Annotated in this window: 21 protein-coding genes; 7 read left to right on the plus strand and 14 right to left on the minus strand. The window is 39.3% G+C overall.

All coding sequences use genetic code 11. From position 1 onward, the window contains the following. Positions 1–26: 26 nt before the first annotated feature. The 5 genes from B1202_RS03100 to B1202_RS03120 all read right to left on the minus strand — a co-directional run bounded on the left by B1202_RS03100 (position 27) and on the right by B1202_RS03120 (position 7,861). Positions 27–998 (minus strand): PoNe immunity protein domain-containing protein, encoded by a 972-nt coding sequence (locus tag B1202_RS03100; RefSeq protein ID WP_078189110.1) that lies wholly within the window; start codon positions 996–998, stop codon positions 27–29. 1 nt (position 999) lies between these two features. Further along, positions 1,000–2,715 (minus strand): hypothetical protein, encoded by a 1,716-nt coding sequence (locus B1202_RS03105; protein ID WP_078189111.1) that lies wholly within the window; start codon positions 2,713–2,715, stop codon positions 1,000–1,002. After that, on the minus strand, positions 2,708–5,671 hold the full coding sequence (locus B1202_RS03110) for a type VI secretion system Vgr family protein (protein WP_078189112.1): 2,964 nt from the start codon (positions 5,669–5,671) through the stop codon (positions 2,708–2,710). Before B1202_RS03110 ends, B1202_RS03105 begins: the two co-directional genes overlap by 8 nt. A 690-nt stretch (positions 5,672–6,361) precedes the next feature. Beyond that, entirely contained in the window at positions 6,362–6,925 is a 564-nt protein-coding gene (locus B1202_RS03115) for a TetR/AcrR family transcriptional regulator (RefSeq protein ID WP_078189113.1), read from the minus strand. 300 nt (positions 6,926–7,225) lie between these two features. Then, on the minus strand, positions 7,226–7,861 hold the full coding sequence (locus tag B1202_RS03120) for a cation transporter (RefSeq protein WP_078189114.1): 636 nt from the start codon (positions 7,859–7,861) through the stop codon (positions 7,226–7,228). A 76-nt stretch (positions 7,862–7,937) separates the two neighbouring features. On the opposite strand from B1202_RS03120, the gene B1202_RS03125 reads away from it, so the two are divergent. The 3 genes from B1202_RS03125 to B1202_RS03135 all read left to right on the plus strand — a co-directional run bounded on the left by B1202_RS03125 (position 7,938) and on the right by B1202_RS03135 (position 10,093). Then, positions 7,938–8,354, plus strand: a complete 417-nt coding sequence (locus B1202_RS03125) for a Cd(II)/Pb(II)-responsive transcriptional regulator (protein ID WP_078189115.1) — start codon at positions 7,938–7,940, stop codon at positions 8,352–8,354. A gap of 80 nt (positions 8,355–8,434) precedes the next feature. Beyond that, positions 8,435–9,829 (plus strand): tRNA 5-hydroxyuridine modification protein YegQ, encoded by a 1,395-nt coding sequence (gene yegQ, locus B1202_RS03130; protein ID WP_078189116.1) that lies wholly within the window; start codon positions 8,435–8,437, stop codon positions 9,827–9,829. A 9-nt stretch (positions 9,830–9,838) separates the two neighbouring features. Then, a complete protein-coding gene (locus B1202_RS03135; protein ID WP_078189117.1) occupies positions 9,839–10,093 on the plus strand; it encodes a YfhL family 4Fe-4S dicluster ferredoxin in 255 nt (84 codons plus the stop codon). A 282-nt stretch (positions 10,094–10,375) separates the two neighbouring features. On the opposite strand, the gene ahpF is transcribed toward B1202_RS03135, so the two are convergent. Beyond that, positions 10,376–11,941 carry an alkyl hydroperoxide reductase subunit F gene (ahpF, locus tag B1202_RS03140; protein ID WP_078189118.1) on the minus strand — a complete coding sequence of 522 codons (1,566 nt, stop codon included), beginning with the start codon at positions 11,939–11,941 and terminating at the stop codon, positions 10,376–10,378. Positions 11,942–12,363: 422 nt separating this feature from the next. Between ahpF and B1202_RS03145 the strand changes: the two genes are divergently transcribed. Continuing rightward, positions 12,364–12,972 (plus strand): DsbA family protein, encoded by a 609-nt coding sequence (locus B1202_RS03145; RefSeq protein WP_078189119.1) that lies wholly within the window; start codon positions 12,364–12,366, stop codon positions 12,970–12,972. A gap of 86 nt (positions 12,973–13,058) precedes the next feature. On the opposite strand, the gene B1202_RS03150 is transcribed toward B1202_RS03145, so the two are convergent. From B1202_RS03150 to B1202_RS03160, 3 genes are read right to left on the minus strand one after another with little or no spacing between them, the layout of a single operon-like run. Next, a complete protein-coding gene (locus B1202_RS03150) occupies positions 13,059–13,979 on the minus strand; it encodes a hypothetical protein (RefSeq protein WP_078189226.1) in 921 nt (306 codons plus the stop codon). Between the two features lie 41 nt (positions 13,980–14,020). Next, positions 14,021–15,151: a toxic anion resistance protein gene (locus B1202_RS03155; RefSeq protein ID WP_078189120.1), complete on the minus strand. Its 1,131-nt coding sequence runs from the start codon at positions 15,149–15,151 to the stop codon at positions 14,021–14,023. 16 nt (positions 15,152–15,167) lie between these two features. After that, positions 15,168–15,959: a tellurium resistance protein gene (locus B1202_RS03160; protein WP_078189121.1), complete on the minus strand. Its 792-nt coding sequence runs from the start codon at positions 15,957–15,959 to the stop codon at positions 15,168–15,170. Between the two features lie 327 nt (positions 15,960–16,286). On the opposite strand from B1202_RS03160, the gene B1202_RS03165 reads away from it, so the two are divergent. Then, positions 16,287–16,775: a TIGR00645 family protein gene (locus tag B1202_RS03165; protein ID WP_078189122.1), complete on the plus strand. Its 489-nt coding sequence runs from the start codon at positions 16,287–16,289 to the stop codon at positions 16,773–16,775. Between the two features lie 60 nt (positions 16,776–16,835). On the opposite strand, the gene B1202_RS03170 is transcribed toward B1202_RS03165, so the two are convergent. From B1202_RS03170 to B1202_RS03195, 5 genes are all read right to left on the minus strand, one after another. Further along, complete coding sequence (locus B1202_RS03170; RefSeq protein WP_078189123.1) at positions 16,836–17,540, minus strand: Crp/Fnr family transcriptional regulator; 705 nt, start codon at positions 17,538–17,540, stop codon at positions 16,836–16,838. Between the two features lie 117 nt (positions 17,541–17,657). Continuing rightward, positions 17,658–18,620 carry a TauD/TfdA dioxygenase family protein gene (locus B1202_RS03175; protein WP_078189124.1) on the minus strand — a complete coding sequence of 321 codons (963 nt, stop codon included), beginning with the start codon at positions 18,618–18,620 and terminating at the stop codon, positions 17,658–17,660. Positions 18,621–18,866: 246 nt separating this feature from the next. Further along, positions 18,867–19,271: a nucleoside diphosphate kinase regulator gene (rnk, locus tag B1202_RS03180; protein ID WP_078189125.1), complete on the minus strand. Its 405-nt coding sequence runs from the start codon at positions 19,269–19,271 to the stop codon at positions 18,867–18,869. Between the two features lie 162 nt (positions 19,272–19,433). Continuing rightward, complete coding sequence (gene glyA / locus B1202_RS03185; protein WP_078189126.1) at positions 19,434–20,690, minus strand: serine hydroxymethyltransferase; 1,257 nt, start codon at positions 20,688–20,690, stop codon at positions 19,434–19,436. A 156-nt stretch (positions 20,691–20,846) separates the two neighbouring features. Further along, positions 20,847–22,070: an alpha/beta hydrolase gene (locus B1202_RS03195; RefSeq protein WP_078189127.1), complete on the minus strand. Its 1,224-nt coding sequence runs from the start codon at positions 22,068–22,070 to the stop codon at positions 20,847–20,849. Between the two features lie 613 nt (positions 22,071–22,683). Here B1202_RS03195 and B1202_RS03200 point away from each other — a divergent pair. Further along, on the plus strand, positions 22,684–23,382 hold the full coding sequence (locus tag B1202_RS03200; RefSeq protein WP_078189128.1) for a DNA polymerase III subunit epsilon: 699 nt from the start codon (positions 22,684–22,686) through the stop codon (positions 23,380–23,382). Between the two features lie 88 nt (positions 23,383–23,470). Further along, positions 23,471–24,217 carry a hypothetical protein gene (locus B1202_RS03205; protein WP_078189129.1) on the plus strand — a complete coding sequence of 249 codons (747 nt, stop codon included), beginning with the start codon at positions 23,471–23,473 and terminating at the stop codon, positions 24,215–24,217. Positions 24,218–24,350 lie beyond the last annotated feature (133 nt).

Here is a 24,350-nt window from a genome sequence, read left to right on the forward strand (position 1 = left end):
TTCAAAATACCCCGAAGGGCATCTACTTATTCAGTCAGATACCAAATCGTTAGCCCCCAAGGGTTGTCTTTAATCTCAGGCATATCTTCTCCTTGATTAAAATGACGTTTTTCCATGTTATTCGCAGGACTATACCATTCACCTGTTTTAGGGCAAGTTTGGCCTGCTTCGCATTTTAATGTTTTTGTACTAGGATTACTTATATCCTTCTCGGATGGTACAAATTCTCGGGCAAATTTAACCAAATCTTTTGGATAAATCATATGTGTTATTTCGCTATCATCTAAATCTAACAGATAAACGTAAGCAGCAGCTTCTATAGCCCAATATCCAAAGTACAAACCTTCATCCATTTTATGGGTATCATGCCAAGCTGCACTTTCAAATGCGGGATACCATAATTTCAAATATTCCTGTATATCTTGAATACTCTCTTGTTTAGTATCTCTATATTTACTAAAAATTAATGGGCGATATGGATTATCAAAAAACCATTGATCTACATCATATCTATCCGTCAACTCAAATGATAAAAAGTCCTCATACAGCGTATCTAATTGTTCTGTTTGCTCATGGTAAATTTTGTCTTGCATCGCTGCAATACGTGGTAATAAGTCTCTTCTGTGTAATAGATAACACAGTCCTATCAACTGCATACATCTTTCGTACTCATCTATTGCGGTGAAATAAAATGGTGCCCAATCTTCATCATCTTCGTCTTTGCGTAATGCTATTGTATATTCTTCATATTTCGTAATTATATTTTCTAATTCTATTCTGAGAGGTTGAATCGACTTACCAATTGTATAATGTAAACTAAATAATTGATAAGCTTCTTCAGCGATATAATAATTTAACCGTCTTAAATCATTTATGGATCCATTATACTCAATTTTTTTTTGAACCAATCTTTGATAAGAGTTTAATAAATACTTCGTGGTTTCAATATAAGTATCCTCAGTTAAAAAAATTTGTCGTCTTTTATGTTGCTGTATCATCTTATTTTTCCTGATTCAAATTTGAAATATCTACATTTAGACTCTTAGAGTATTTAGCTTTTAATTTAGCTTTTATTTTGTTAACTATCGCCTTCACCTCATTTTCATTATATAAAACAGCTGCATGCTCCCTATGCAACTGCTCATTATCATCTTGCCCAGCCATAAGAACTTTTGCATGATTTATTGCATCCTTTATCGCAGCAGGAATTTGTGAAACTTTTAATGCTTCAATTGACGAATCTGAATATAGGGGGCTATAAATAATATACCTAGAATATACTTTTCTACCATCTTCTTTAAATATCGAAAAAATGTTTCTATGTACGGACTTTGATATATTTTTTGAAATCCATTCCTCACTCATTTGCACAATTAATTGAGTTTTATTCTGCTTTCCAGCAGGCTTAGGAGGATTTGCAGAATTACCCATACTAGGTTTTCCACTTCCAGTAGTATTTGGTTTCCCGCCTGGTTTACCTGCTCCCCCACCACTAGGTTTCCCCGAGCCTCCATCATTGGCATAAGATTTTGCATCAGCTGTACCTGATTTTTCACCATCAAGTAATAACGCACCTAGTGTTTTTAATTCCCTTTTTACAGCCTCCATCCCATTCACATCTAAACGACTTGCCATAGATGGCTTATTCGGGTTTTTCCCTTTGAAATAACCATGTGGTTTTTTTGTGATAGGTAAATGGCTTTTAGCTTCTACAATAGCAAATGGCTTACCACCATTTTGCGCATTCGAACTGACTTTCCAAACCGCATCCAATCCTTGACCATTCGATTTTCCTGTTTTCAATAGAAAAAGTTTATGTGAATTGCTTAATTTACCTGCAACAGTATTTGAGGGATTGCTTTTGCCCCAATTTCCATTTGGTCCTAGATCATGACCTTTCCAAGATTTCCCCCATCCTAATTTTTCTGCACAATAATAATCAGCAATATGCTCACCCATATCACCTACTAAACCTGTCGTAATCTTATCTAGGCTTTGCGAAGCAATTGTAGCTAATAGCTGCTTGCTTGGTTTCCCATATTTGGGAGCATTTGATCCTCTATTACTCGTGTTTTCTTTCTTCGGCTCAGGAACTTTTTCCTTATGTCCTCCTCGTTTTTTCATCTTATTCGAAAAGGCAACATTGTTTGGAGCAAAACTCAGCCAATCAATAACACGTCTCTCCAATAATGCTACTGAAGCCATAAATACTTGAGTCAATATCTTGAATACATCACCAACTATTTTTTGCTTATCTTTAGGAAGACTTTCATAAAGGCTTGAATCCTCTATGACTTTTTTAGCACTATTAAGATAGGGTTTTAATTTAGAACTGTCTGTAGCATCTAAAATAAGCTGTTCTATATTTGTATTTATACCGCTCTTTTGTGCAACATAACGAACTAAATCCATCATCACTGGAGCATATTTCTTAGGTTCACGATTGACCAATCTAAATATTTTTTTTATTCCATCACCTGGTCCAGGCATCCACCCAATTAAAGCTAAAATTAGATCTACAGTAACTTCATCTTTCTCTTTTTGGGTACTATTTCTTTTACTATATACTCCCCATATCCCTTCAACTGTATCATAGATATCTATTGCTTGACCTGCGAATGGCACTGCGCCTAAAGTGATAGCAGTACCAATCGCAACAATAGCATCTGCTTTAGGATCATTTGTTAAAGTCTTTGGGGCTTGTGTATTAGCCATTATTTTCGCCCTCATTTAGTTCTTGTTGTGCAATCAAATCATTTAAAGCATTAAATGGGTCTAAATCTCTTCCCGAACACTCTCTTAAGAAGCCTTCTAAATCAAAATCTGGTGTTTCTACATCAATTCCAATACTTTTTAAATCATCTAAAATATTTTCTTCTGTTACAACTAATTCTGTTGCAGGCCGTAATGGTTCTATATGATCCGTATCACCAAAGAAAACTTCATATTTCATATTGGGTGCATTTTCAATCCGTTTAAATCCATTTTTATCCAGAGTTCCTTTGAGTGTTGACCCATCTTCAAAATTGATTGTAAAAGGTGCATTAGAAACTGGTTCTAAATTTTCAGTATGCAATGCCAGCTCAATCCATGCAGGCTTAATATTCAAAATTGGTAACGGTGGAATTACTGGACTGACTTGAACACCACCTACAAACTTATGCTGTCCCGCCTTTACCTCAAACTTTGCCGCAGTTGTTGGAAATATCCCTGCACTGGTAATTTTAAGTTGTGATCCACCAGCGGTAAGAATAATTTCCTTTGGACTTTTTATATCAACAGTTTCTTCCGTGGAAATAATTTGAATACCTTTTCGGGCAATCAAATCAGCCCCATCTCCTTGGGCTTGGATTTCAACTTTGCCTTTGCCTGCATACGCGCGTAAACCTTCTTGTGCCGCAAATAGACTGATCTTACTTTGTGCATGGGCAATTAAGGATTTTTGACTGCTGAGGTTGATACTATCGCCTGCACTTTGGCTGATTTGTCCATCTGCTGAAAGATGAATATCTTCCTGACTACTCACAGCAATTGAGTTCGGTGCAGATAAAATCATTAAGGCTTGTTTAAAAGCGTCGGCTTTTTCTTTACTCCCTTTTTCGATTTGGCCAAGGAAGTTTTTCAGGTTATCTAAGACTTCAAGTGGGTCAGTTTGTTGATTTTTCGCCACTTCACTTAAGGCTTTACTGCTGTTTAAATTGGCTTCGATTTGTTCTTTCGCCGCTTGTGCGTCGAGGTGCATTGCCGCTGCTTGTTGTTGTGGGTGTGTGCTGACAAGTAGCCCTTGTCCTGCTCGTACTGCGCCCCATTGGTCTGTTCTCAGTTCAAAGCCTTCGCCTCGACCCTCACTTTCTGCGGTTTCTTTGGGATGACTGAGGTTCCCTAGGTTGAGCTGGGTGGCACCATGGGTACTTTGTAATTGTGTTGAGATTTGTCCAGTCGTGTCATCAAAGCGCAGTTGTCCAAAGCCTTCACCTTGGACTTCCTTACTTTTTATTCCAGCCAATTTTTTGGTGTCTGGCAGTTTGCCTTTACCATCAAATTGGGTTGGGCTGCGCTGTGCTTCATGTATACGCCCCACCACAAATGGTCGGTCGATATTACCGTCAAAGAAATCGATGACTACGATTTCATTAATACGTGGTAAGAATCGTGCGCCATAGCCTTCACCTGCCCATGGAGTCAGTACATCAACCCATGCAGAGTCCGTATCATTGTCATTGCTGCCTGCACCGCCATCATGGCTGTGGTCATCACCACGGGTAAATAAGAAGCGGACTTTGATTCGCCCCCATTCATCGACATGAATTTCTTCACCACTTGGCCCAACGACTTTGGCGCGTTGCGGATGGGTGCTTGGACGGTGTTCGAGTGGGTTATATTCAGGAACAGTCGTAATATTGCGGCGTTGTAATGTGAGCTGATTAGCCTGACGCTCGGCCTGTTCATGGATCGGTTTAATGTTCCACTGACTTTGTTCAATCAGTTGATTAACTTGTTCGGTGAGGTCTTTAGGTAAGTTATTTTGGTTATAGAATTTCTTTTCTGTGATTAAAAATTGTTTGTCTGCACCACTGTGTTGATCGATTTCTGGGTGTTCGTTCAGTTCAAACCAATAGCCCACTTGGGTATCACGCACGGTCGATTGTGCATTGAATTTTTTCGATTGCAGCTCGTGATAGCGCGTTAGGTTTTGATTCAGTTTTTCAATCTGACTGTTGGATGAAGCCGTAGCTTGGTCTTCACCTTTTAAGTCTTGCATCCATGCAGGGCTGATATGCCATGCTTGTTCCAAACTTAAGCTGGCATTGTCTTGGCTTTGGCTATGCTGATGTTTGCTTTGAACTGAACCTGCGCCTTCTTCTTGGCTGAGTCCATCGGCTTGCCAGCGCTGCACATGGACCGCAGTCGGTTGAATGCTACGTTCACCAATCAAGCTAGTGATGCTGTCTTGTTTTTCTGTGGCGCTAGAGCGATGAAAGCGGATACTACGACGGCTGAGTGCTTGATATTGGCTATTGTCATCAATCAGGCGGAGTTTTTGTTTTTCAATTGGCGCTGAAGAATGCGGCACTTTCAGCTGTGCTTCATCGATGAGCCAATTGATGCCTTCACTGCGCCAAAGTCGGGTTAAAAAGTCATAATCGCTTTCATTCGACTGCATGATGAAAGGTCGGACATCATAGTTTTGGCTTAAACCGCTTAGATCTAGCGTTAGACTGGCAGCAAAGAGCGGACTTTTGCTTTGCCATTCTTTAAAGAGAGTTTCACTGACATCGCGAACAGATTTATTCATAAACACACGGCTGTTGCGGCGTTTATGCCATAGCGACGTTACGTCTTCTAAAGTGAGTTTATATAGGGTGAGTGAACCGTCACTCTGGCCTTGGGTCGCCTCTGTAATAATACCCGTGGTACGGAAGAGTTCGCCCTGATCGGTCACTTGATCAACGGCAACTTGTGCGCCAATAAATTGTTTTAGTGGAATAAGGGCATTGGTAGATAGGCAAATCAAAGTCGCTTGCACGCCTTGGTTTAAGACATGCTCCCCATCAATACGTTGAATAAAAAGCTCGTCATTCAACGCAGGGTTGGAAAATTGCACATGAATGGCACGTTTTTGGGCGGATAGACCCAATTGTTCTAATACAGCAAATATTTTGCCTAACATAATAAAAATTCTAAATTGTAATCATGGAAATAATTTTGCTGCTAGTTTAGTCAAATTCATCAATAAACTTAATGCTTAAAACCATAGAAGATGTTTCGTTATGTAAAATCCACGATTCAAAAATTCACTTAAAAATAAAAAGCTGAGAACCCACTCACTAAATACTTCTTGCATATAAAATACTCACCAAATGGTCTTAGACTATGCACTTGCATCCAACAAGAAACGTCATGCACACAAGTGTAAAAATAGTTTTATCGTCTAATTAGCATCGAGCTTAATGATCAAATTTTTAATATTATCTTTAAAAATAGTGGATTAATTTAAACTTAAGCTAGATTAAAAAACACACAAACCTTTCTTTCCTGTCTTGTAATTCACCTAAGATTCCCTATAATTCAAAAAAAACAGACAAGTCTGTCTATTTTGCTGCAAAAACCGAATGAATTTAGCATTCAGAGGGTAAAAATATAAATGAGAGAAAACGTATAAAACGTTCGAAAATCAAATCATTGACTTAAGCTAACAAAGTGAATGATTTGAACGCACACTTGTCAGCAAAGCGCGATTACCCCAAATAATCGCGCTTTTTATTTTCTTAGAATCTTAAAGCATGTGAAAAAAAATGATTGTTATTCAATACAAATAAGTCGTCGCTAGATTTAAAACCTAGATACCTACAAACAAATTTTAAGCGGTCAATTCCAAACGAATTAAGGTTTCAACTCGCTTCCAATAATCTGCTAATTGCACTTGGTTGGGGTCAATTTGGGCTTGGATGGTCATGCCATCCAAAATACTACTCAGAAATGCAGCTAGTTGTTCAGTTTGCTGAATGCCCAGATTTTGTAAGGCAGTACTTAATTTTGACTTGAGCCACTCTTTATAGTCAATCGCAGGTTGCAATGAAGACGGATAAACTTTAGATATTTCTTCTACTGCTTTTTGAAACATACAACCATTAAAATCTGCAGTATGAAACCAAGCATCGTACCAAGCAAAAATGGTTTTAATATGCGAAAGATGGTCTTCTGGATCACATTCTGCAATAGCAGCTTCAAGTGATTCCTGTAAATTAAGATTTCGAATCACGAGACATTCTTCAATTAATTTGGCTTTAGAGGGGAAATATTTATAAAACGTCATTTTAGCAACGCCCGATTCCCCAATAATTCGATCTATACCAATCGAGTTATAGCTATAAGAATTGAAGAGTTGGAGCGCAACGTTAATGATGTCTTGCTTTTTCGACATTTAATTTACCTGATGCACCAATGGGGCCTAAACATAAAGCTTTTAAGGTAGAAAACCTAATTTTTAAACATGATTTTCGCGCGCTATTGTAAAGCATAACTTAACTGGAGTCTGTAGATAAAACCTCACCCCCCATTAAATACAGTCTGATTTCAGAAGATTTATCGATATAGCAGTCAGGAAAATTTCGTATAAAACTGACTGCTATTTTAATTTCAACTAGCGATTTAACGACTATTCATCTGCGTTAAAAACATGGATAAAATGAAAGCTATTAACGGTGGATTTAAGAGTAAGTATTTAAGAGCAAGGAGTACTCAGAATATTTTTTTGCTTACGCTCTTGCAGTGCTTTTCGAATCACCTGATAACCGCCCGTTAAACCTAAGATCGCCATGATTGCGGCCACGATCAAATCTGGCCATAGACTGCCTGTACCAAATACTCCGACTGCAGCCAAGATCACTGCGACATTACCAATGGCATCATTACGGCTACATAGCCAAACGGATTGCATATTGGAGTCACCTTCTCGGAAGGCATATAAAACATATGCACAAATGACATTAGCGACTAAGGCCAAAATACCAATCACCCCCATGGTGATCGGTTCAGGTGCGATCCCATTGGCATAGGCATAGAGCACTTTGGCAATCACCAAGATCCCAAACGCTGCCATGACAAAACCTTTAACTAAGGCAACTGTTGCACGCCAATATAAACTGGCGCCTAGCACGGCTAATGAAACTCCATAATTAACAGCATCACCAAAGAAATCTAACGAGTCCGCCCAAAGCGCAGAAGAATGTGCATAAGCCCCACCAATCAGCTCCACCAAAAACATTATGGCGTTAATGATTAAGGCAATCCAAAGCGCAATACGAAATTTACTGTTGGGTTTGCTTGGTGCTGGCTCATGACTACATGTACATGCCATAAATGTGCTCCAATTTAAAAATCAATGGATTTGTATTATTCTTATTCAAAACTATGGACTCACTCCAAGGTCAAGCATGAACATACAAAAACATTATTTGATTAAAGAATTGTCCACCAAATCTGGGGTAAGCGTTGACAGTATTCGCTTTTATGAAAAGAAAAAACTGCTGAAACCTAGCTTCCGCGCAGACAACAATTATCGCTATTATGATGAAGAAATGTACAAACGTTTGGTTTTTATTAAGCGCTGTCGAAACCTCGATATTTCTCTCACCGAGATTCAAACCCTGCTTGAACTTGAGCAATCACCTACACAAAGCTGTCATGCCGTGAATGAATTAATTGATAATCATATTCGTCAAGTTTCTGAAAAAATTAAAGAATTAGAAAATTTTAAAATACAGTTAAGTACGCTCCGTGCCAGTTGTAATGAAACCAGCCAAATCAATGATTGCCAAATTTTAAAACATTTGGAAAACGGAATATCTTGAAAACCCAACTAAAATACTTGGTTGAATCCTTTTTTTAGATCACTACAATAAAGCCATAAATTTTTTATGCCTTTATTGACATGACGATTCAACACGTAACCGAACTCCTCTCACCTGCTGGCTCATTAAAAAATATGCGCTACGCTTTTGCTTATGGCGCAGATGCCGTGTATGCAGGTCAGCCGCGATATAGCTTACGTGTGCGCAATAATGCTTTCGACCATGACAATTTAAAAATTGGCATTGAAGAAGCCCATGCTTTAGGTAAAAAGTTTTATGTGGTGGTAAACATCCAACCGCATAACTCAAAACTGAAAAATTTCATCCGTGACCTTGAACCTGTGGTTGCCATGAATCCTGATGCGCTAATCATGTCTGACCCTGGTCTAATCATGATGGTGCGTGAACATTTTCCAGAAGTGTCCATTCATTTGTCTGTACAAGCCAATGCGGTGAACTGGGCAACGGTTAAATTTTGGAAAAATATGGGACTGACACGTGTCATTTTGTCACGTGAATTATCAATCGAAGAAATTGAAGAAATTAAACACAATGTACCTGATATGGAAATTGAAGTTTTCGTACACGGTGCATTATGTATGGCTTACTCCGGTCGTTGCTTACTTTCTGGCTATATGAATAAACGTGATGCAAACCAAGGTGCATGTACCAATGCATGCCGTTGGGATTATAAAATTCACGATGCAGTTGAAGATGAAACTGGTGATGTTATTCCAGTCACACAAATTGAAGAATCATCATGCTGCAATAATAAAAATGCCGATGAGCAACACGCCCTAGAACAACACCAATTCGGCGAGCCGGTTTTATTACAACGCAATGAAGAAGACATGTTTGCTGCCGAAGAAGATGAACATGGCACTTATTTCATGAACTCGAAAGACTTGCGTGCTGTACAGCATGTTGACCGTTTAACCAAAATGGGCATTCATTCTTTAAAAATTGAAGGCCGTACCAAGTCTTACTTCTACTGTGCGCGTACCGCTCAAATTTATCGTAAAGCCATCGATGATGCCCTTGCTGGCAAACCATTTGACCCAGCTCTCATGTCACAACTTGAAGGTCTTGCGAACCGTGGTTATACCGAAGGTTTTCTACGCCGCCACGTTCATAGTGAATATCAAAACTACGAAACCGGCTCATCACGTTTTGATCATCAACAGTTTGTAGGTGAGGTTTTAGAGCGCGATGGTGACTCTCTTAAAATCGAAGTGAAAAACCGTTTTGTTGTGGGTGATTCTTTAGAACTGATGACCACTTCAGGCAACATCACCTTCGTTTTAACTGAAATGAAAGATAAAAAAGGTAATCTAATTGACGATGCCAAAGGTTCAGGTCATATCGTGGATATTCCTGTACCTGCCGATGTAGATATGCGATACGCCTTACTGATTCGTAATTTACCCAATTCGACCGTAGATATTTCGGCTTCATCTTTAGCGTATCAGGCTTGAGTTCGCTTTATGGCTTTGTTGATTACAGATAAATGCATCAATTGTGACATGTGTCTACCTGAATGTCCCAATGATGCCATTTATGAAGGCTCAAAGATTTATGAAATCGATGTCTCACGTTGTACTGAATGTGTCGGTTTCTATGAGCACCAAACTTGTGTTTCAGTTTGTCCGATTGAGTGCATTATTCCGCATCCGGAGCATATAGAGAGCCCAACTGATTTATTGGAGAAGTTTAAAGGTTTGAATTTATTTAAATCTTAAATGCATGGTGAGATTGGCGTAAGACTTGCTTAATCCACTTTATATAGAGAAACAACCTTGGGGAAAGTATAAAAATAAGGTTGTAAAACAAAAATAGCTGGGCAACGAATAGGGTTCAAAATGTGTGGGGACATTTTTGAATCCTAATTTTGCAGACAAAAAAAAGGAACTCCGGTGTTAGCGTCCAAAGTTCCTGTAAAACGAGAATATTAAGAAAAATAATATTCAAATGACAACATTCAGCGCGGCCAGTGTGTTTCTCGAAACCCACTGGCCTTTCTTTTATTGACCAGAACGGATGATGTAATCAAAAGCAGACAATGATGCTTTCGCGCCTTCACCTGTCGCAATGATGATTTGTTTGTACGGTACTGTTGTACAGTCACCGGCAGCAAATACACCTTTTACATTGGTTTCGTTACGGTCGTTAATTACGATCTCACCACGGTTTGAAAGTTCAACCGCTGTTTCTTTTAAGAAATCAGTATTTGGTAACAAACCAATTTGTACAAAGATACCTGCCAATTCAATTGTTTTGATTTCATCTGTTGCACGGTCTTTGTAGTTCAATGCAGTCACTTGAGAACCATCACCCACCACTTCTGTAGACAATGCATTCATGATCACAGTGGTATTCGGTAAGCTGTTTAACTTGTCTTGAAGGACTTGGTCAGCACGAAGCTTAGTATCAAACTCAACAAGTGTTACATGTTCCACAATACCAGCAAGGTCAATCGCTGCTTCTACACCTGAGTTACCGCCACCGATCACTGCAACACGTTTACCTTTAAACAATGGACCGTCACAGTGTGGGCAGTATGCAACACCACGTGTACGGTATTCTTGTTCGCCCGGAACGTTCATTTCTCTCCAACGTGCACCTGTTGAAAGAATTACTGTTTTAGATTCAAGTTTTGCACCATTCTCTAAAGTTACTTCAACTAGACCATTGGCTGTTTGATCTGCACCTTTGATGTCAGATACCCGTTGCAAGTTCATGATGTCCACACCGTACTCACGTACATGTGCTTCCATTTCAGCAGCAAACTTAGGACCTTGTGTCTTTTGAATCGACGTGAAGTTTTCAATGTCCATGGTATCCATGACCTGACCGCCCATGCGTTCAGCCACGATACCGGTTTTAATGCCTTTACGTGCAGCATAGATTGCAGAGGTATTACCCGCAGGGCCACCACCAATCACAAGGACATCAAATGCTTCTTTAGCATTTAGCTTTTCAGCATCTTTTGCGGCAGAGTTGGTGTCTAATTTGGCAATGATTTCTTCCAAGGTCATACGACCTTGACCAATGTGATTGCCGTCTTGGAATACCATCGGTACAGCCATGATTTTGCGTTCTTCCACTTCGTCTTGGAAGAATGCACCATCAATCATGGTTGCAGTTGTACCTGGGTTATAGATCGCAATTAGGTTCAAGGCTTGAACCACGTCAGGACAGTTATGGCAGCTTAAAGATACAAACACATCAAAGTCAGTTTTAAGACCTAGACCTTTAATGGTATTCAGTACTTCGTCAGAGACTTTCGGTGCATAACCAGAGGTTTGTAACAATGCCAAGATCAAAGACGTGAACTCGTGGCCCATCGGCAGACCTGCAAAGAATACACGTGGTGTTTCACCTGCTTTTGCAATACCAAAGCTTGGCGCACGGCTGTTGTTACCGTCAAAACGTGCAGTCACTAAATCAGATAAAGCAGCAACTTCAGTTACCAATTCTTTAATTTTGTCTGATTTGTCTGTGCCGTTTAAAGTCGCGACGATTTCAATCGGGCCTTCAAGGCGTTCAAGTAAGGTTTTTAATTGAGCAGAAGTATTTTGATCTAACATTGCTAACGTCTCCAGAGGAGTAAATTTATTTGATGAGAGAATGATAGAACAAACCATTAAATAGGTGAAACGGTTTGTTTTTATAAAATTAATCGGTTTTACAAATCAAATGATTAAATTTCTTTCTAAATCATAAATATATGGACGTATATTAACATTAAAATGATTTATTTCGTACACATATATCGTGATAAATCCCTCATTTTTTTCTTTTTTATTGAAATTACACCAACCCTATGCAAGACCTGATCAATTACAAAATCTTTATAAAGCTTTAAGTTTCATTTCAGCAAGTCGGCATTAAATCAAATGAAATATCAGGTGATTTGACCGCTTTTGAGACTCATCAATAAAGCCGCAATCAGTCCCTTGCATCAATCAGCCATCGATCTACATGTATAAAATCAACAGTGAGCAGAATAATGAAAATTGAATTTGTCTTTGATATTGTTTATCCCATGAGTTATGTAGCGTTTCAAAAGTTAAAGCAAAATTGGAATGAACATACAGCAACCCGTGTAGAGCTATTGCCGATTCAGCGTGTTCCTGAAATTCCTGAACAAGGCTTAGATGTGCTGCAGTATTTAACCGATAAGTATGGCGCGAGTGCAGCAAATCGAAAACTTGAAATGACAAAATTTGCCGCTTATAGCGAAGATGTGATTGTCAATATTGAGCACATGAAACGTATGCCAAACAGTCAACTGGCTCATCAAGCTATTTTGGCCTTGGACAATATTCTGGACCAATATGCCCTGACTCAAGCCCTATTCCATGCATTATTTGCACACGGTCAAGATATTGCTGATATTCACGTTTTAAAAAGCATCATTGAAGGCATTGGTTTAGATGGCTCGAAAGTACTGCGCTCAATTCAACATAAAGATATTGCAGACCGTCAGCATGAAATTACACAGTATGTAAAATCAAAGGGACAGCACCCCATTCCTTTTTACCTTGTGGATGGCGAAGTGAATGATCAGACCTTTTCTACACAGGAACTTCGACAACTGTTTCATCGCGCAAGTTAATCTACCCAATAGCAAAAATCCCCATACAATGTGATGGGGATTTTTATTCTGAGCAATGCAATTCTCTAAAAAAGAAAATAGGCCTGTTAATGAAGTCCCTGCTCTATTCGATTTATCCGTGATTTAAACTGCTGAGATAGTAGATACAAAATTAAGCTCAAAACCAGCGTGAGTACCATCACGGCGATCAACACCCAGCGTACAACAACTTCAACCACATTGGCTTGCTGAACTTGTTTTTCCACGCTTTGCGCCATCGGTGTCATGGTTTTATCCAATAGCTGATTTTGCATCGCCCAGAGCTGTTCAGGCTGAAAACCATATTCACGGAATTTTGCTGGATTTTGTTGCTCGGCATTGATTAAGGATTGCACCAAGGGAATGGCTGTCGCACGATCTACAGGCTTATGCATCAAAGCAGCCTGCGCAAGTAAATAGACTTGCACGGGTTTTGCCAATTGTGCATCTTCCATCTCGAAAGCCAACTGACTTTCCTGAATATTTTTTTCATAATGTACCAATTTTTGATCTGCTGCACGGTCATCATGATCAAGGTCATATTGCACATAAGTTAAGCCTGACCAAAGCACAATAAACGATAAAATCCAGCCGACAAATTTCAATACAAAAGATTGGAAGCGAATTCTAAAAAATTGAAATTTCTTTAGAAATCCAACCAAAAAAAATGCGCCAATAAATGAAACGATGAGTTTGAGAAATAACCAACCAATAAAGGATAAAAAATTTGAAAAATAGTCGGAGGACTCACCGAGTTGATATGCCAGATCACCTGCACTAACAGGGATATGCAATTGCTGTACGCTAGAACTTAGGCCAAAAAAACTATAGACCATATCATGCTGAATAAACAGCATCACAGCCGAAACGATCAGCACAGAAACACTGGTTAAGGTCAATAACGTCAAATTGCGTTGACGCTTCTTAATGGTTTGAAGCCCTGTTTTCAGTTGCTGCGGATTTAGCGCATATTCATCAATGGGAGGCAAAGACATACTCCTTCAGATTATATTTTCACCTCCCTCACCGTTTATGAAGAAGGGTTTGAACCACTCGATTCAATCACCAAATGATTCAAATTGTTTTGTAAGGCACGAATACGTGTCGTCGCTTCTTCACGCTTTTGTACACCTTCTTTCTGAATTTGAATCACATCATTAACGGTTTTAATGAGGGTATTTTGCACATGTTCAAGTGTTTCGATATCAATCACTGAACGCTGATTGGCTTTTGCTGTATCGACAGAATTTTGATGCAACAAATCTGCATTGCGTTTTAACAGGTCATTGGTCGCATCATCAATGCTATTTGCCAATTGCACGCTGTTCTTTTGTTCCTGCAATGAAATCGCCAAACTAATTTGGTTTTTCCATGCTGGTAAAGTGATGTTTTTAATTGCATAAAATTTATCGACCAACATCAAATTGTTGGATTGAATTATGCGAATCATCGGCAAGGTCTGCATGGCAGATTGTTGCAAGATCTGTAGATCACTCACACGTTTTTCAAGATTATTGGCCAAATGGTTGAGGTCATAGACTTTTTGCGTAGTTGTTTGATCTTGAACTTGGGTTGTTAAACTTGCAATTTCCTGTTGGATTTCCTGCTCTTTCAACTTACCTGCGGCGATATACACCCCTAATTGTTTATATTCGTCTTGCACGCCTTCAAACATTTTATCTAAGGTATTTACACGCGCTTTTAAGCCATTTTGCGAAGTTTCAATTTCTTTAACCAAAGCATCAATTTGCTCTTTAGTGGTATTAAAGTGCTGATCAAAACTTTGCTTGGCACCTTTAAATTTACTCAGTAAACCACCAAAAAATCCTGAGCTTTTAGATTTATTTAAAATGCTCGTGGTATTCAATTGCTGTGCGACTTGTACCACCTGATTGAGCTTTTGACCTGTCGCATCTAGATCTTTATTTTGCACCAAATTTAATAATTCATCGGTATAGGTCGACGTCTTGGTGGCAATATTTTTACCATATTCAGCAACACTATTATGACTTAAATCTGCCAATTCCTTACGTGCAGCTTCGACTTCGTGAAAATCGGAAGTTTGTAAGCCAATTTCCTGTAAATTGAGTTGCTGAAACTTTTCTTCAGTCAATTCTTTGCTAACTTCAACGGGTAAATTTTTGGCATCTAAATCGGTCATAACTCACCTTATATTTCTAAGACTTAGAGGAATTCTCTAATGATTTTTTTAAAGTTTTAATCAAATTTTCACGGCTATTATCAAGCTTTTCCAATGAACTTGTCGAGTTACTTTGACGACTTTGTTTCACATGATATTGCCATGCTGGAATCAACACCTGCTGAGCTTCCTTATATCGATCTAATAATCCAAAAGAAAGCTGCTGAGAAAGCTGCATTTGTGTAATTGCAATATCATTACTGGCTTGTAAGGTTTGCAAGGTATTCACCTTTTTGGATAAGCGTTCTGCAAAGTTATCGAGTGGATGCTGATTTTTCACAAACTGTGGGTATTCCAACAAAAACTCTTCAGCCGCGACGATATAGCGCGCCATTTGCTCACGTAAACCCTGTAGTTGATTAAAACGTGCTTGGGACTTTTGAATTTCTAACTGTAGTTTTTGGCTTAGATGATTTGCCCGATCAAGTAATTGATCCAGATTTTTATAATATTCAACTTGTCCTGAACCATACTCCAAATCAATGCCTAACCATTTTTGCAGGGCATTAAATTTGCGTGTTTTTAAATATTTTTTTGAATTGGCTAAGGCTTGAATCAACTGCTCAATGGTTTGACTAAGTTGTTTCGTCAACTGAGGGTCAACACCGTCTAGCAGCACCGACTGTGCTTGAATTAATTGATCGGCATAATGATTTAGACGATATTGATCGGTCAGTAATGGCACAAGGTCATTCCGCTTAATCGAAAGCACTTCCGCCCGATCTACCGTAATATCCTTTAACGGCACCAATACATCAATTTGTGACATAGCCAATTAAACTCAATAAAATCATTTTTATACTACAAGTTTTGCCATAAAAGTCTTGTAGTATTTTGCAAAAAATACATCTATTTCATCAGTCAAATTTCGTCATTAAATTCAACCGTTGCCTATAGATCCGCCAAAGCAGCCATACAGCATCATTTCAATGGATATGATGACCTACACAGATGAATTCAAGCTTAAGATACCCAAATATTCAATCTAGATTTAAATTAAACAACTGACTCTACATGAATTATTATCAAAATTATCGTAAAATTTAATCCATATACTTTAGAACCAAATATTAGATCAATAATTTTAGAGGCTTAAATGGAACGTTTTTTCCATAACACAATGTATGCTGCACGTTGGATTCTGGCTCCCGTGTACTTTGGTTTATCCTTTGCACTGCTACTGCTCGCGATTAAATTTTTCCAAGAAGTCATTCATGTCCTTCCGCATATTTTAGAATATTCAGAAGCCGACCTGATTTTAGTCATTCTCTCTTTGGTCGATATGACTATGGTGGGCGGACTGATTGTAATGGTGATGTTTTCAGGCTATGAAAACTTTGTTTCGCAATTAAAAATTAATGAATCGACCAATCGCTTAAACTGGCTCGGCACCATGGATGCCAATTCATTAAAACTCAAAGTTGCAGCGTCAATCGTGGCAATTTCTTCGATTCATTTATTGCGTATTTTTATGGATGCGAAAAACATCCCCAATGACAAAATCATGTGGTACATCATCATGCATTTAACCTTTGTTTTTTCTGCTTTTATGATGGGTTATTTGGATAAAATCAGTAAGCACTAATCTAAGTAAGGTCAATGAAGCCATTTGCGATCATGGCTTCTCGTCAAATTTTAAATCTAGTTATTCATCAAGTTCACTCATTCGCCTTAAACGCTCAAGATCCAAGATCACGATTTGTCCATAATTCCACGCGATCACCTGTGTTTGAACAAATTGCTGTAAATGTTTATTCAACGTTTGGCGTGAAATATTAAAAGACTCTGCAAATTCCTGCTGACTGAGTTTCAGGGGAATTTCCTGCCGACAGCCATATTGTTCATAGAGTCGAACCAAATGTCTTGCGATACGCTGCTCTAGCGTTGCCGTTCTCAAATAACGATTATGCTCAAACATCAAATACATGCGTCGGCTGAGAGATTGCACCACATTCCAAAGCGCCTGCGAATCACGCTGTAAAACCGCTAAAAACGTTGCTCCAGAAATGATCGCGACCTCGACATGTGTCGCAGCAAAATAATCATAATTCAAAGGCTTTTGTTGTAAGACTGCGACAAAATTAAATACCGACTGGCGACGAATATAGTCATTTACAATCAATTCACCATTATTTTGCAACCAACCAATTTGTAGCGTACCTGAAAGCAAAATATAAATATCTTGCACGATTTGTTGTTGTTTTAAGATGTGCTGCTGTGCATGAAAACGTGAATATTTCACCTGTTGTACAAGCTGTTCTAAAGTCTGATCGCTAAAGCCCTGAAAGATGTCTTCATTACGCAATATTTGCAACAAATGCTGTTGGGCGGTGTTCTTTTGATCGCTCACGTCTATAAAAAAATGCCTAAGATCTCATCGATCTTAGGCAAGTGCTGAAAAATGTAAAAACATTGTTTTTCGCATTATTTATCTGTTTTTATGCTGTTTTAAATGACGCTCTCATACTTAAGATGCTTTCTCATAAATACGGCCTGCTTCAGAACGCAAGTTTGAAATGTCGGTGTTTTGAATGTTTTTCAACACCGTACTCGGCTGACCATTTACATCGACAGGTACATCACCCTCAATGGTGACACGTGATGCAATACGTAGCGCATCACCATAGTCATTGATGGCACGGTGCTGCGTCGCACGATTGTCCCAAATCGCAACATCACCTACCGCCCAGCGCCAACGCACAACATTTTCCCATTGCACGATTTGCTCTTGAAACAGTTCAAATAAACGACGTGACTGTGCCGGACTATATCCACTGAAGCGTTTAAAGAAGTGACCCAACACCAAACTTTTTTCACCTGTTTCAGGATGTACACGCACCAAAGGATGCTCGGTTTCCACTTCTACCGCGGTACGGAATAAATGGCGACCTTCTTCATTGTACTGACCTTTGGGAGTCGCATAGTCATAACTGTTGCTATGCACCGCGCGTAATTGTTCCGCCAACTTTTGCAGCTCCGGACTTAAATCCTCATAAGCGGTCACGGTATTGGCCCAAACCGTATCACCACCATGTTCAGGTGCAACTACATTTCTTAAAATTGTGGCTTTGGGATAATTGGGCAAAAACGTAATATCGGTATGCCACGAATCTGCGCGCCCACCACGTGAGTCAATTGACAACGTATGTGCTGTACCATCTTTGAGTGGCACACTTGGGTGATTCAACGGATTTCCTAACAGTCGTGCAAAGGCTTCTTGTTCTAAATCGGTGAGATCTTGCTGTCCACGTACAAATACAACTTTATATTTTAATAGTGCATGATTAAATTCATCGACCACGCTTTTGTCTAAATTTCCAGACAACTGAATGCCAGAAATTTCGGCACCAATACGACCGGTTACGGGTTTTACTTCAATATGCTGATATTGATAGTCCGGATTGTAATGATTCGATTCTAATTGTGTCATAGGGCTCTACCTTATTCTTCAAATTATTAAGCAACGATGGTGTTGTTGAAATACAGTGTGCCGACTTCGTGCCCATGACTCTGTCAATTCTTTGACAGTTTTCCCAAGTTAAACTGCTATGGTTGTGATGAAATCTGCTTAACAACTTTTGCCGATTTCATATCTAAAAATGCGATATCAAAAAATAAAAAAGCCATCGATATCGATGGCTTTGTGTGTAGATTTTATCAGTAGAACGCAGCGGAATTATAAATAATCCCCTTCACGCTCTGGTTGATAGAGCACTTTAATGATTTTGACTTTCATGGTGTGACCATCAGGCTGTGGCCATTCTATTTCCTGCCCTTCAGCCAAACCTAAAATGGCAGCGCCCACTGGAGCCAAAACATTGACTTGGCCTTTATCGCCACGAAAATCATGCGGATAAACCAATGTAATTTCTGTAGCTTCTGTCGCAGGTGCAATATTAATGAGAACTTTGGCGTTCATACTCACCACATTGGCAGGCACATCTTGTGGAGCAACCACTTCAGCACGCGCCATCTCATCTTCCAAATGCTCCATCGTCGGTGTCAGCTTTGACTGATGCTCCAACATGGTTTCTAAGCGATGTAAATCTTGTTCTGAAAGAATAATATTGGGTTTATTCATATAAAGTTCCTTTGCGACCTTGCCAGCAGATCTATAGCGATGGGCAAATTTTCTTGTTATCTCTTCTTCTGTTATATCAGAAATATAAATGTTTAGATAACTTTTGAATTTTTCTGATGACATAAAAAAAGCCCCCTTGAGGGGGCTTTTCTCAAGTCTGTTTTATTTTGCGTAAACTGGGAATTTAGCGCATACAGCAGCAACTTTTTCTTTCACTGCAGCAATTACAGCTTCGTCACCTTTGCTGTCTAGAACGTCAGCGATCCAGCCTGCAAGGTCACGTACTTCAGCTTCGCCAAAACCACGTGTTGTTACAGCAGGTGTACCGATACGGATACCTGAAGTCACGAATGGAGAACGTGGGTCGTTTGGTACTGAGTTTTTGTTCACAGTAATATGAGCAGCACCTAACCAAGCATCTGCTTCTTTACCAGTGATATCGCCTTGTTTGATTAAAGACAATAAGAACAAGTGGTTTTCAGTACCACCAGAAACAACGTCATAACCACGAGCGATTAATACTTCAGCCATCGCTTTAGCATTTACAACAACTTGCTTTTGGTATTCTTTGTATTCAGGAGCCATTGCTTCTTTGAAGCAGATCGCTTTAGCCGCTACAGCGTGAACTAAAGGACCACCTTGGTTACCTGGGAATACAGCTGATTGTAATTTTTTCTCGATTTCTTCGTTTGCTTTCGCAAGGATTAAACCAGAACGTGGACCACGAAGTGTTTTATGAGTAGTCGTTGTTGTTACGTCAGCAATTTGTACTGGGCTTGGGTAAACGCCAGCAGCAACTAGACCAGCTACGTGAGCCATATCTACGAATAAGTAAGCGCCAACTTTGTCCGCGATATCACGGAAACGCTGCCAATCAACAACTTGGCTATACGCAGAGAAACCAGCAACGATCATTTTTGGCTTGTGCTCTTCAGCTAGACGTTCAACTTCTTCGTAGTCGATTTCGCCAGTTTCTGGGTTCAAACCGTATTGAATAGCGTTGTAAGTTTTACCAGAGAAGCTAACTTTAGCACCGTGAGTCAAGTGACCACCGTGAGCCAAGCTCATACCTAAAACTGTATCGCCTGGGTTAAGAAGCGCAAGGTAAACTGCAGAGTTTGCTTGTGAACCAGCGTGTGGTTGAACGTTTGCATAATCAGCACCAAACAATTCTTTAGCACGGTCAATGGCCAATTGTTCGATCACGTCTACATACTCGCAACCGCCGTAGTAGCGTTTGCCAGGGTAGCCTTCTGCATATTTGTTAGTAAGTTTTGAACCTTGAGCTTCCATTACTGCAGGTGAACAGTAGTTTTCTGAAGCGATTAACTCAATGTGCGCTTCTTGGCGAGCATCTTCATTCGAGATCGCTTGAGCTAATTCAGGGTCAAATTGAGCAATAGAGGTGTTGGCAAACATTAGCGAGGTCCTATTAAATTAGGGCTTTTAAGCCGTGCTAAGATTGGCGCGTATTGTAGCATGAAGTTTTAGAAATAAGAGAGGGAAGTTTGTGCTGTTTTTAAATAAATAATGCCCGTGTTGAATGTACACGAGCACTATTTAAGTCAAATCAACTTATTGATTTGGCATGAGAGTCTCTACATCTTGCACAAAATTTGCCAGATTATCGGTATAAATACTAATATGATCTGCTGTCGCTTGCTCACGATAGTCAATCGATGTTCCCGGCTTAGCAAGGCTAATCATAAATTTAGTCGCATCTGCTGGAATGGTCTGATCCGCTTTACCTTGATAAATGATGATTGGCGTTTTCACCGCTGTCGTTAAAGGCTGTGAACCTTCACTCATAAAGTTTTGGATTGGCTTTAAAGTTAAGAAATCAGACTGAGTGCGTCCATAGTTATCCAATGTCGTATTCTGACTCGCATAACTGAGCATATCATCTTGAATTAACTTGGTTAACTCACCTGAACACACTGTTTCAGCTTGAGGTGCAATCGCAGCCAAATGCCCACTAAATACTTTTGAATAATCCACACTGTCCTTATGCCCTTGCATACCTGCAATGATCTGCGCAGTAAAACTGTCTAAAGGTGCATAAATCATACTTTGCACAGTTGCAGGTTTGTCTTTGGCTAACTGTTCGCCTGCTTTAAGAATGAGCTCAAGATTATTTGCAGGTGCTATGGCAATCGTTCCCTTATAATTTAAGTCAGCACGGGATGCGAATTCAGCTGCACCTAACACGGCTTGACCACCTTGAGAATGCCCGATTGACACCCAATCCTTTGAAACCGTTTTACCTTGGCTGGTTAAATAACTTCGAGCAGCGACAACAGCATCCGTAATCGAAAAGGCTTCACTTTTTAAATTCAGATAAGGATGGTTTTCACGTCCACTTGGTTCACCCAATCCTTCATAATCAGGTGCCACAACGACATAACCTTTTGCCAATAACATTTGCAATAAATATTCAGTGCCTTGCAAACCTTGTCGGCTCGGAGCGCATTTATCAGCCACACCAGTCGTCCCATGTGCCCAAGCCACAATTTTCCAACCTCCTGCGGGAGCAACTGTTTTGGGGGTAAAGACTAAGGCTGTGGCTTGAACAACTTTGCCATCCACGCCCAGCATCTTATAGGTCATCAACCGGCTGTCTGCACTCACAGCAGGCATATTGTCTTGACTATAGGCAGTTGTAGTTACCACTGGATTTTTGATCTGATTGAGATCAGCGTTTGTTTCAGGATTACTAAATTGTTGATCATTACTATCATTACCGCAGGCTGCTAAAAATAGCGCACTGCTGACTAAAACCGTTAAACGCAGCATTTTCATTCCATGATCCTTTTGTTTGTTGTTTTAAAGTCAATTTTTCATTGAATATGAATCATTAAATACATGGAACAAACTTTTGTTCAAGCCTAATTTTTAAGCAATTACTCTTATTTTAATTTATTGAAATAATCTTGAATTAACACTTTTTTTTAACTTGATATTAATCAACATCATCCTAATACATCAGCCACCCCGATCTCAGAAAAATGGCTGAACTTATATTTCTGATTATTGTACAGATTGGGCTATTTTTTTAGTAGGTTAAAGAAAAATGCACAACCAACAATTCTGCTGTATCAGCCCTTGCCTGCTACACAGACATATACACAGAACTAAAACCGAAAAGCCGCCATGCTAGAGGTCGTGATCATGTGCCTTGTACTATTTTTGAATATCGTGATGGACAAAAGCCTTTCAAATGAGTCGGTTTAGAAGATGGGTTAGCTTTATCCCGCTATAAAGGTTTTATTTCGGCAGATGCGATAAAAGCAGATTATTTAAACATTGCGCAGCCATCTTCATAATATTCCTACAAATAATCACAGCATGGGTTTGTCAGTGTGGATGTGATCATGTACATTCATAAACATTATTCAACATGCTGGAACTGGACATGCAAGCCATCATTCTCGACACAGAAACCCATACACTAAATGGACAACCCATCGAGATTGCCTATGCTCCAATTCAGGTGGCAGATGCCAAAATTACCCTAGATAAATCTAAAATCTTTGATCAACTTTATCGTTGTGATGAAGCGATTTCTTTTGCAGCAATGGCTGTACATCATATTTTAGAATCAGATCTTGAAGGTCAGCCCCACTACAGCAGTTTTGAACTTCCAACTGAGACGACATATATCATTGGGCATAATATTGACTATGATATTCGCGCGCTCGAAAAATGCGGTATAGATGGTTCAAAAATTAAAGCCATTTGTACCCTTGCCCTTGCTCGTCGAGTTTGGCCTGATGCAGAAGCGCATAATATTTCTGCCTTGATTTATATGATCACCAAAGGCAGTGAAAAAGCCCGTGAAATGATCCGTAAAGCTCACCGCGCAGATATGGATATTATTTTAACTGCCAATATTTTGATGCATATCGTCCATCACTTAAAAATCAACAGCATCGAAGAATTATTTGAAGCTTCGGAAGATGCTCGCATTCCACGCAGTATTAATTTTGGTAAACACCGTGGTACCGCAATTACAGAATTACCTGCGGACTATGTGCAATGGCTATTACGTCAAGATGACTTAGACCCGTATTTACGCAAAGCTTTAGAAAATTCTGCTGTTATTACATTATAAATCATTGATTATTTAATATTTTCTTAATATTACTGTCATTATCACTGCATAGGATTGCCTTAATTCTTTTGAGCTATGGAATTAAGGCATGTTCAACTATCAAAAAACTGAGCTGGGTTTTCAAACATTAAAAGACCGACAGCTCACATTAAATGCAAGACAACGTCGCCTGCTACTCTTGATTGGTACTGATGACTTTAACCAAATGCCTGTGCATTATCAGCAGCGCATTGCTGAAGCGACATTGCTCAAGCAACTGATGGATCTCGGGCTGATTCAGCCAATTACAGCACATGATCATCAACGCCTTCAAAGCTCCGATTTTTCTGCTTTTAATACTCCTAAAAAAGCGTCTAGCAATACGTCCGATCTCAATACCTTTAGCCCTGCATCCGATCTCACAGCGCAAGAACATGTGACTTTTAATGAACTTTCAATGCCTACAATGGAAGTTCCTCAGACTCAGTCACAGCACGCACTGACGAACACCCTTCCAATAGATCCGATCAGCTCCACACCCCATCAACTCCCACAAGCCACACCTGAAACAACGACAACGAACGACCTTGTATTACCAGAAAAAATCGTTGATTTCATCGAGCATGATTTTGATGAGTTACAGAATTTTATGTGCAGTTACTTACAGCGCTATTGTGGGCTGATGGCAAAAAAATTAATTATTAATATTCAACAGGCCACGGACATTGCAGACTTAAAAGCCTGTCAGATGCAATGGATCACCTGTCTAAATGAATCCAATATTCAACCTAAACTCTTACAACATGCATTACAGCAAATCAATTACAGTCTAAAAAATCTGCAACAACTGGTTTAACTTAGAGACTTTTCCTCACTTCTCATTCAAAAAACAACTTAATGAGGTGAGTTATTTTTCACACATATCAACATAATAAATTGAATTTCATTAATTTTATATATTCACTTATTTCTTTTATGGTTTTAACCAC

Source organism: Acinetobacter amyesii (assembly GCF_002018365.1).
GTDB classification, from domain to species: Bacteria; Pseudomonadota; Gammaproteobacteria; order Pseudomonadales; family Moraxellaceae; genus Acinetobacter; species Acinetobacter amyesii.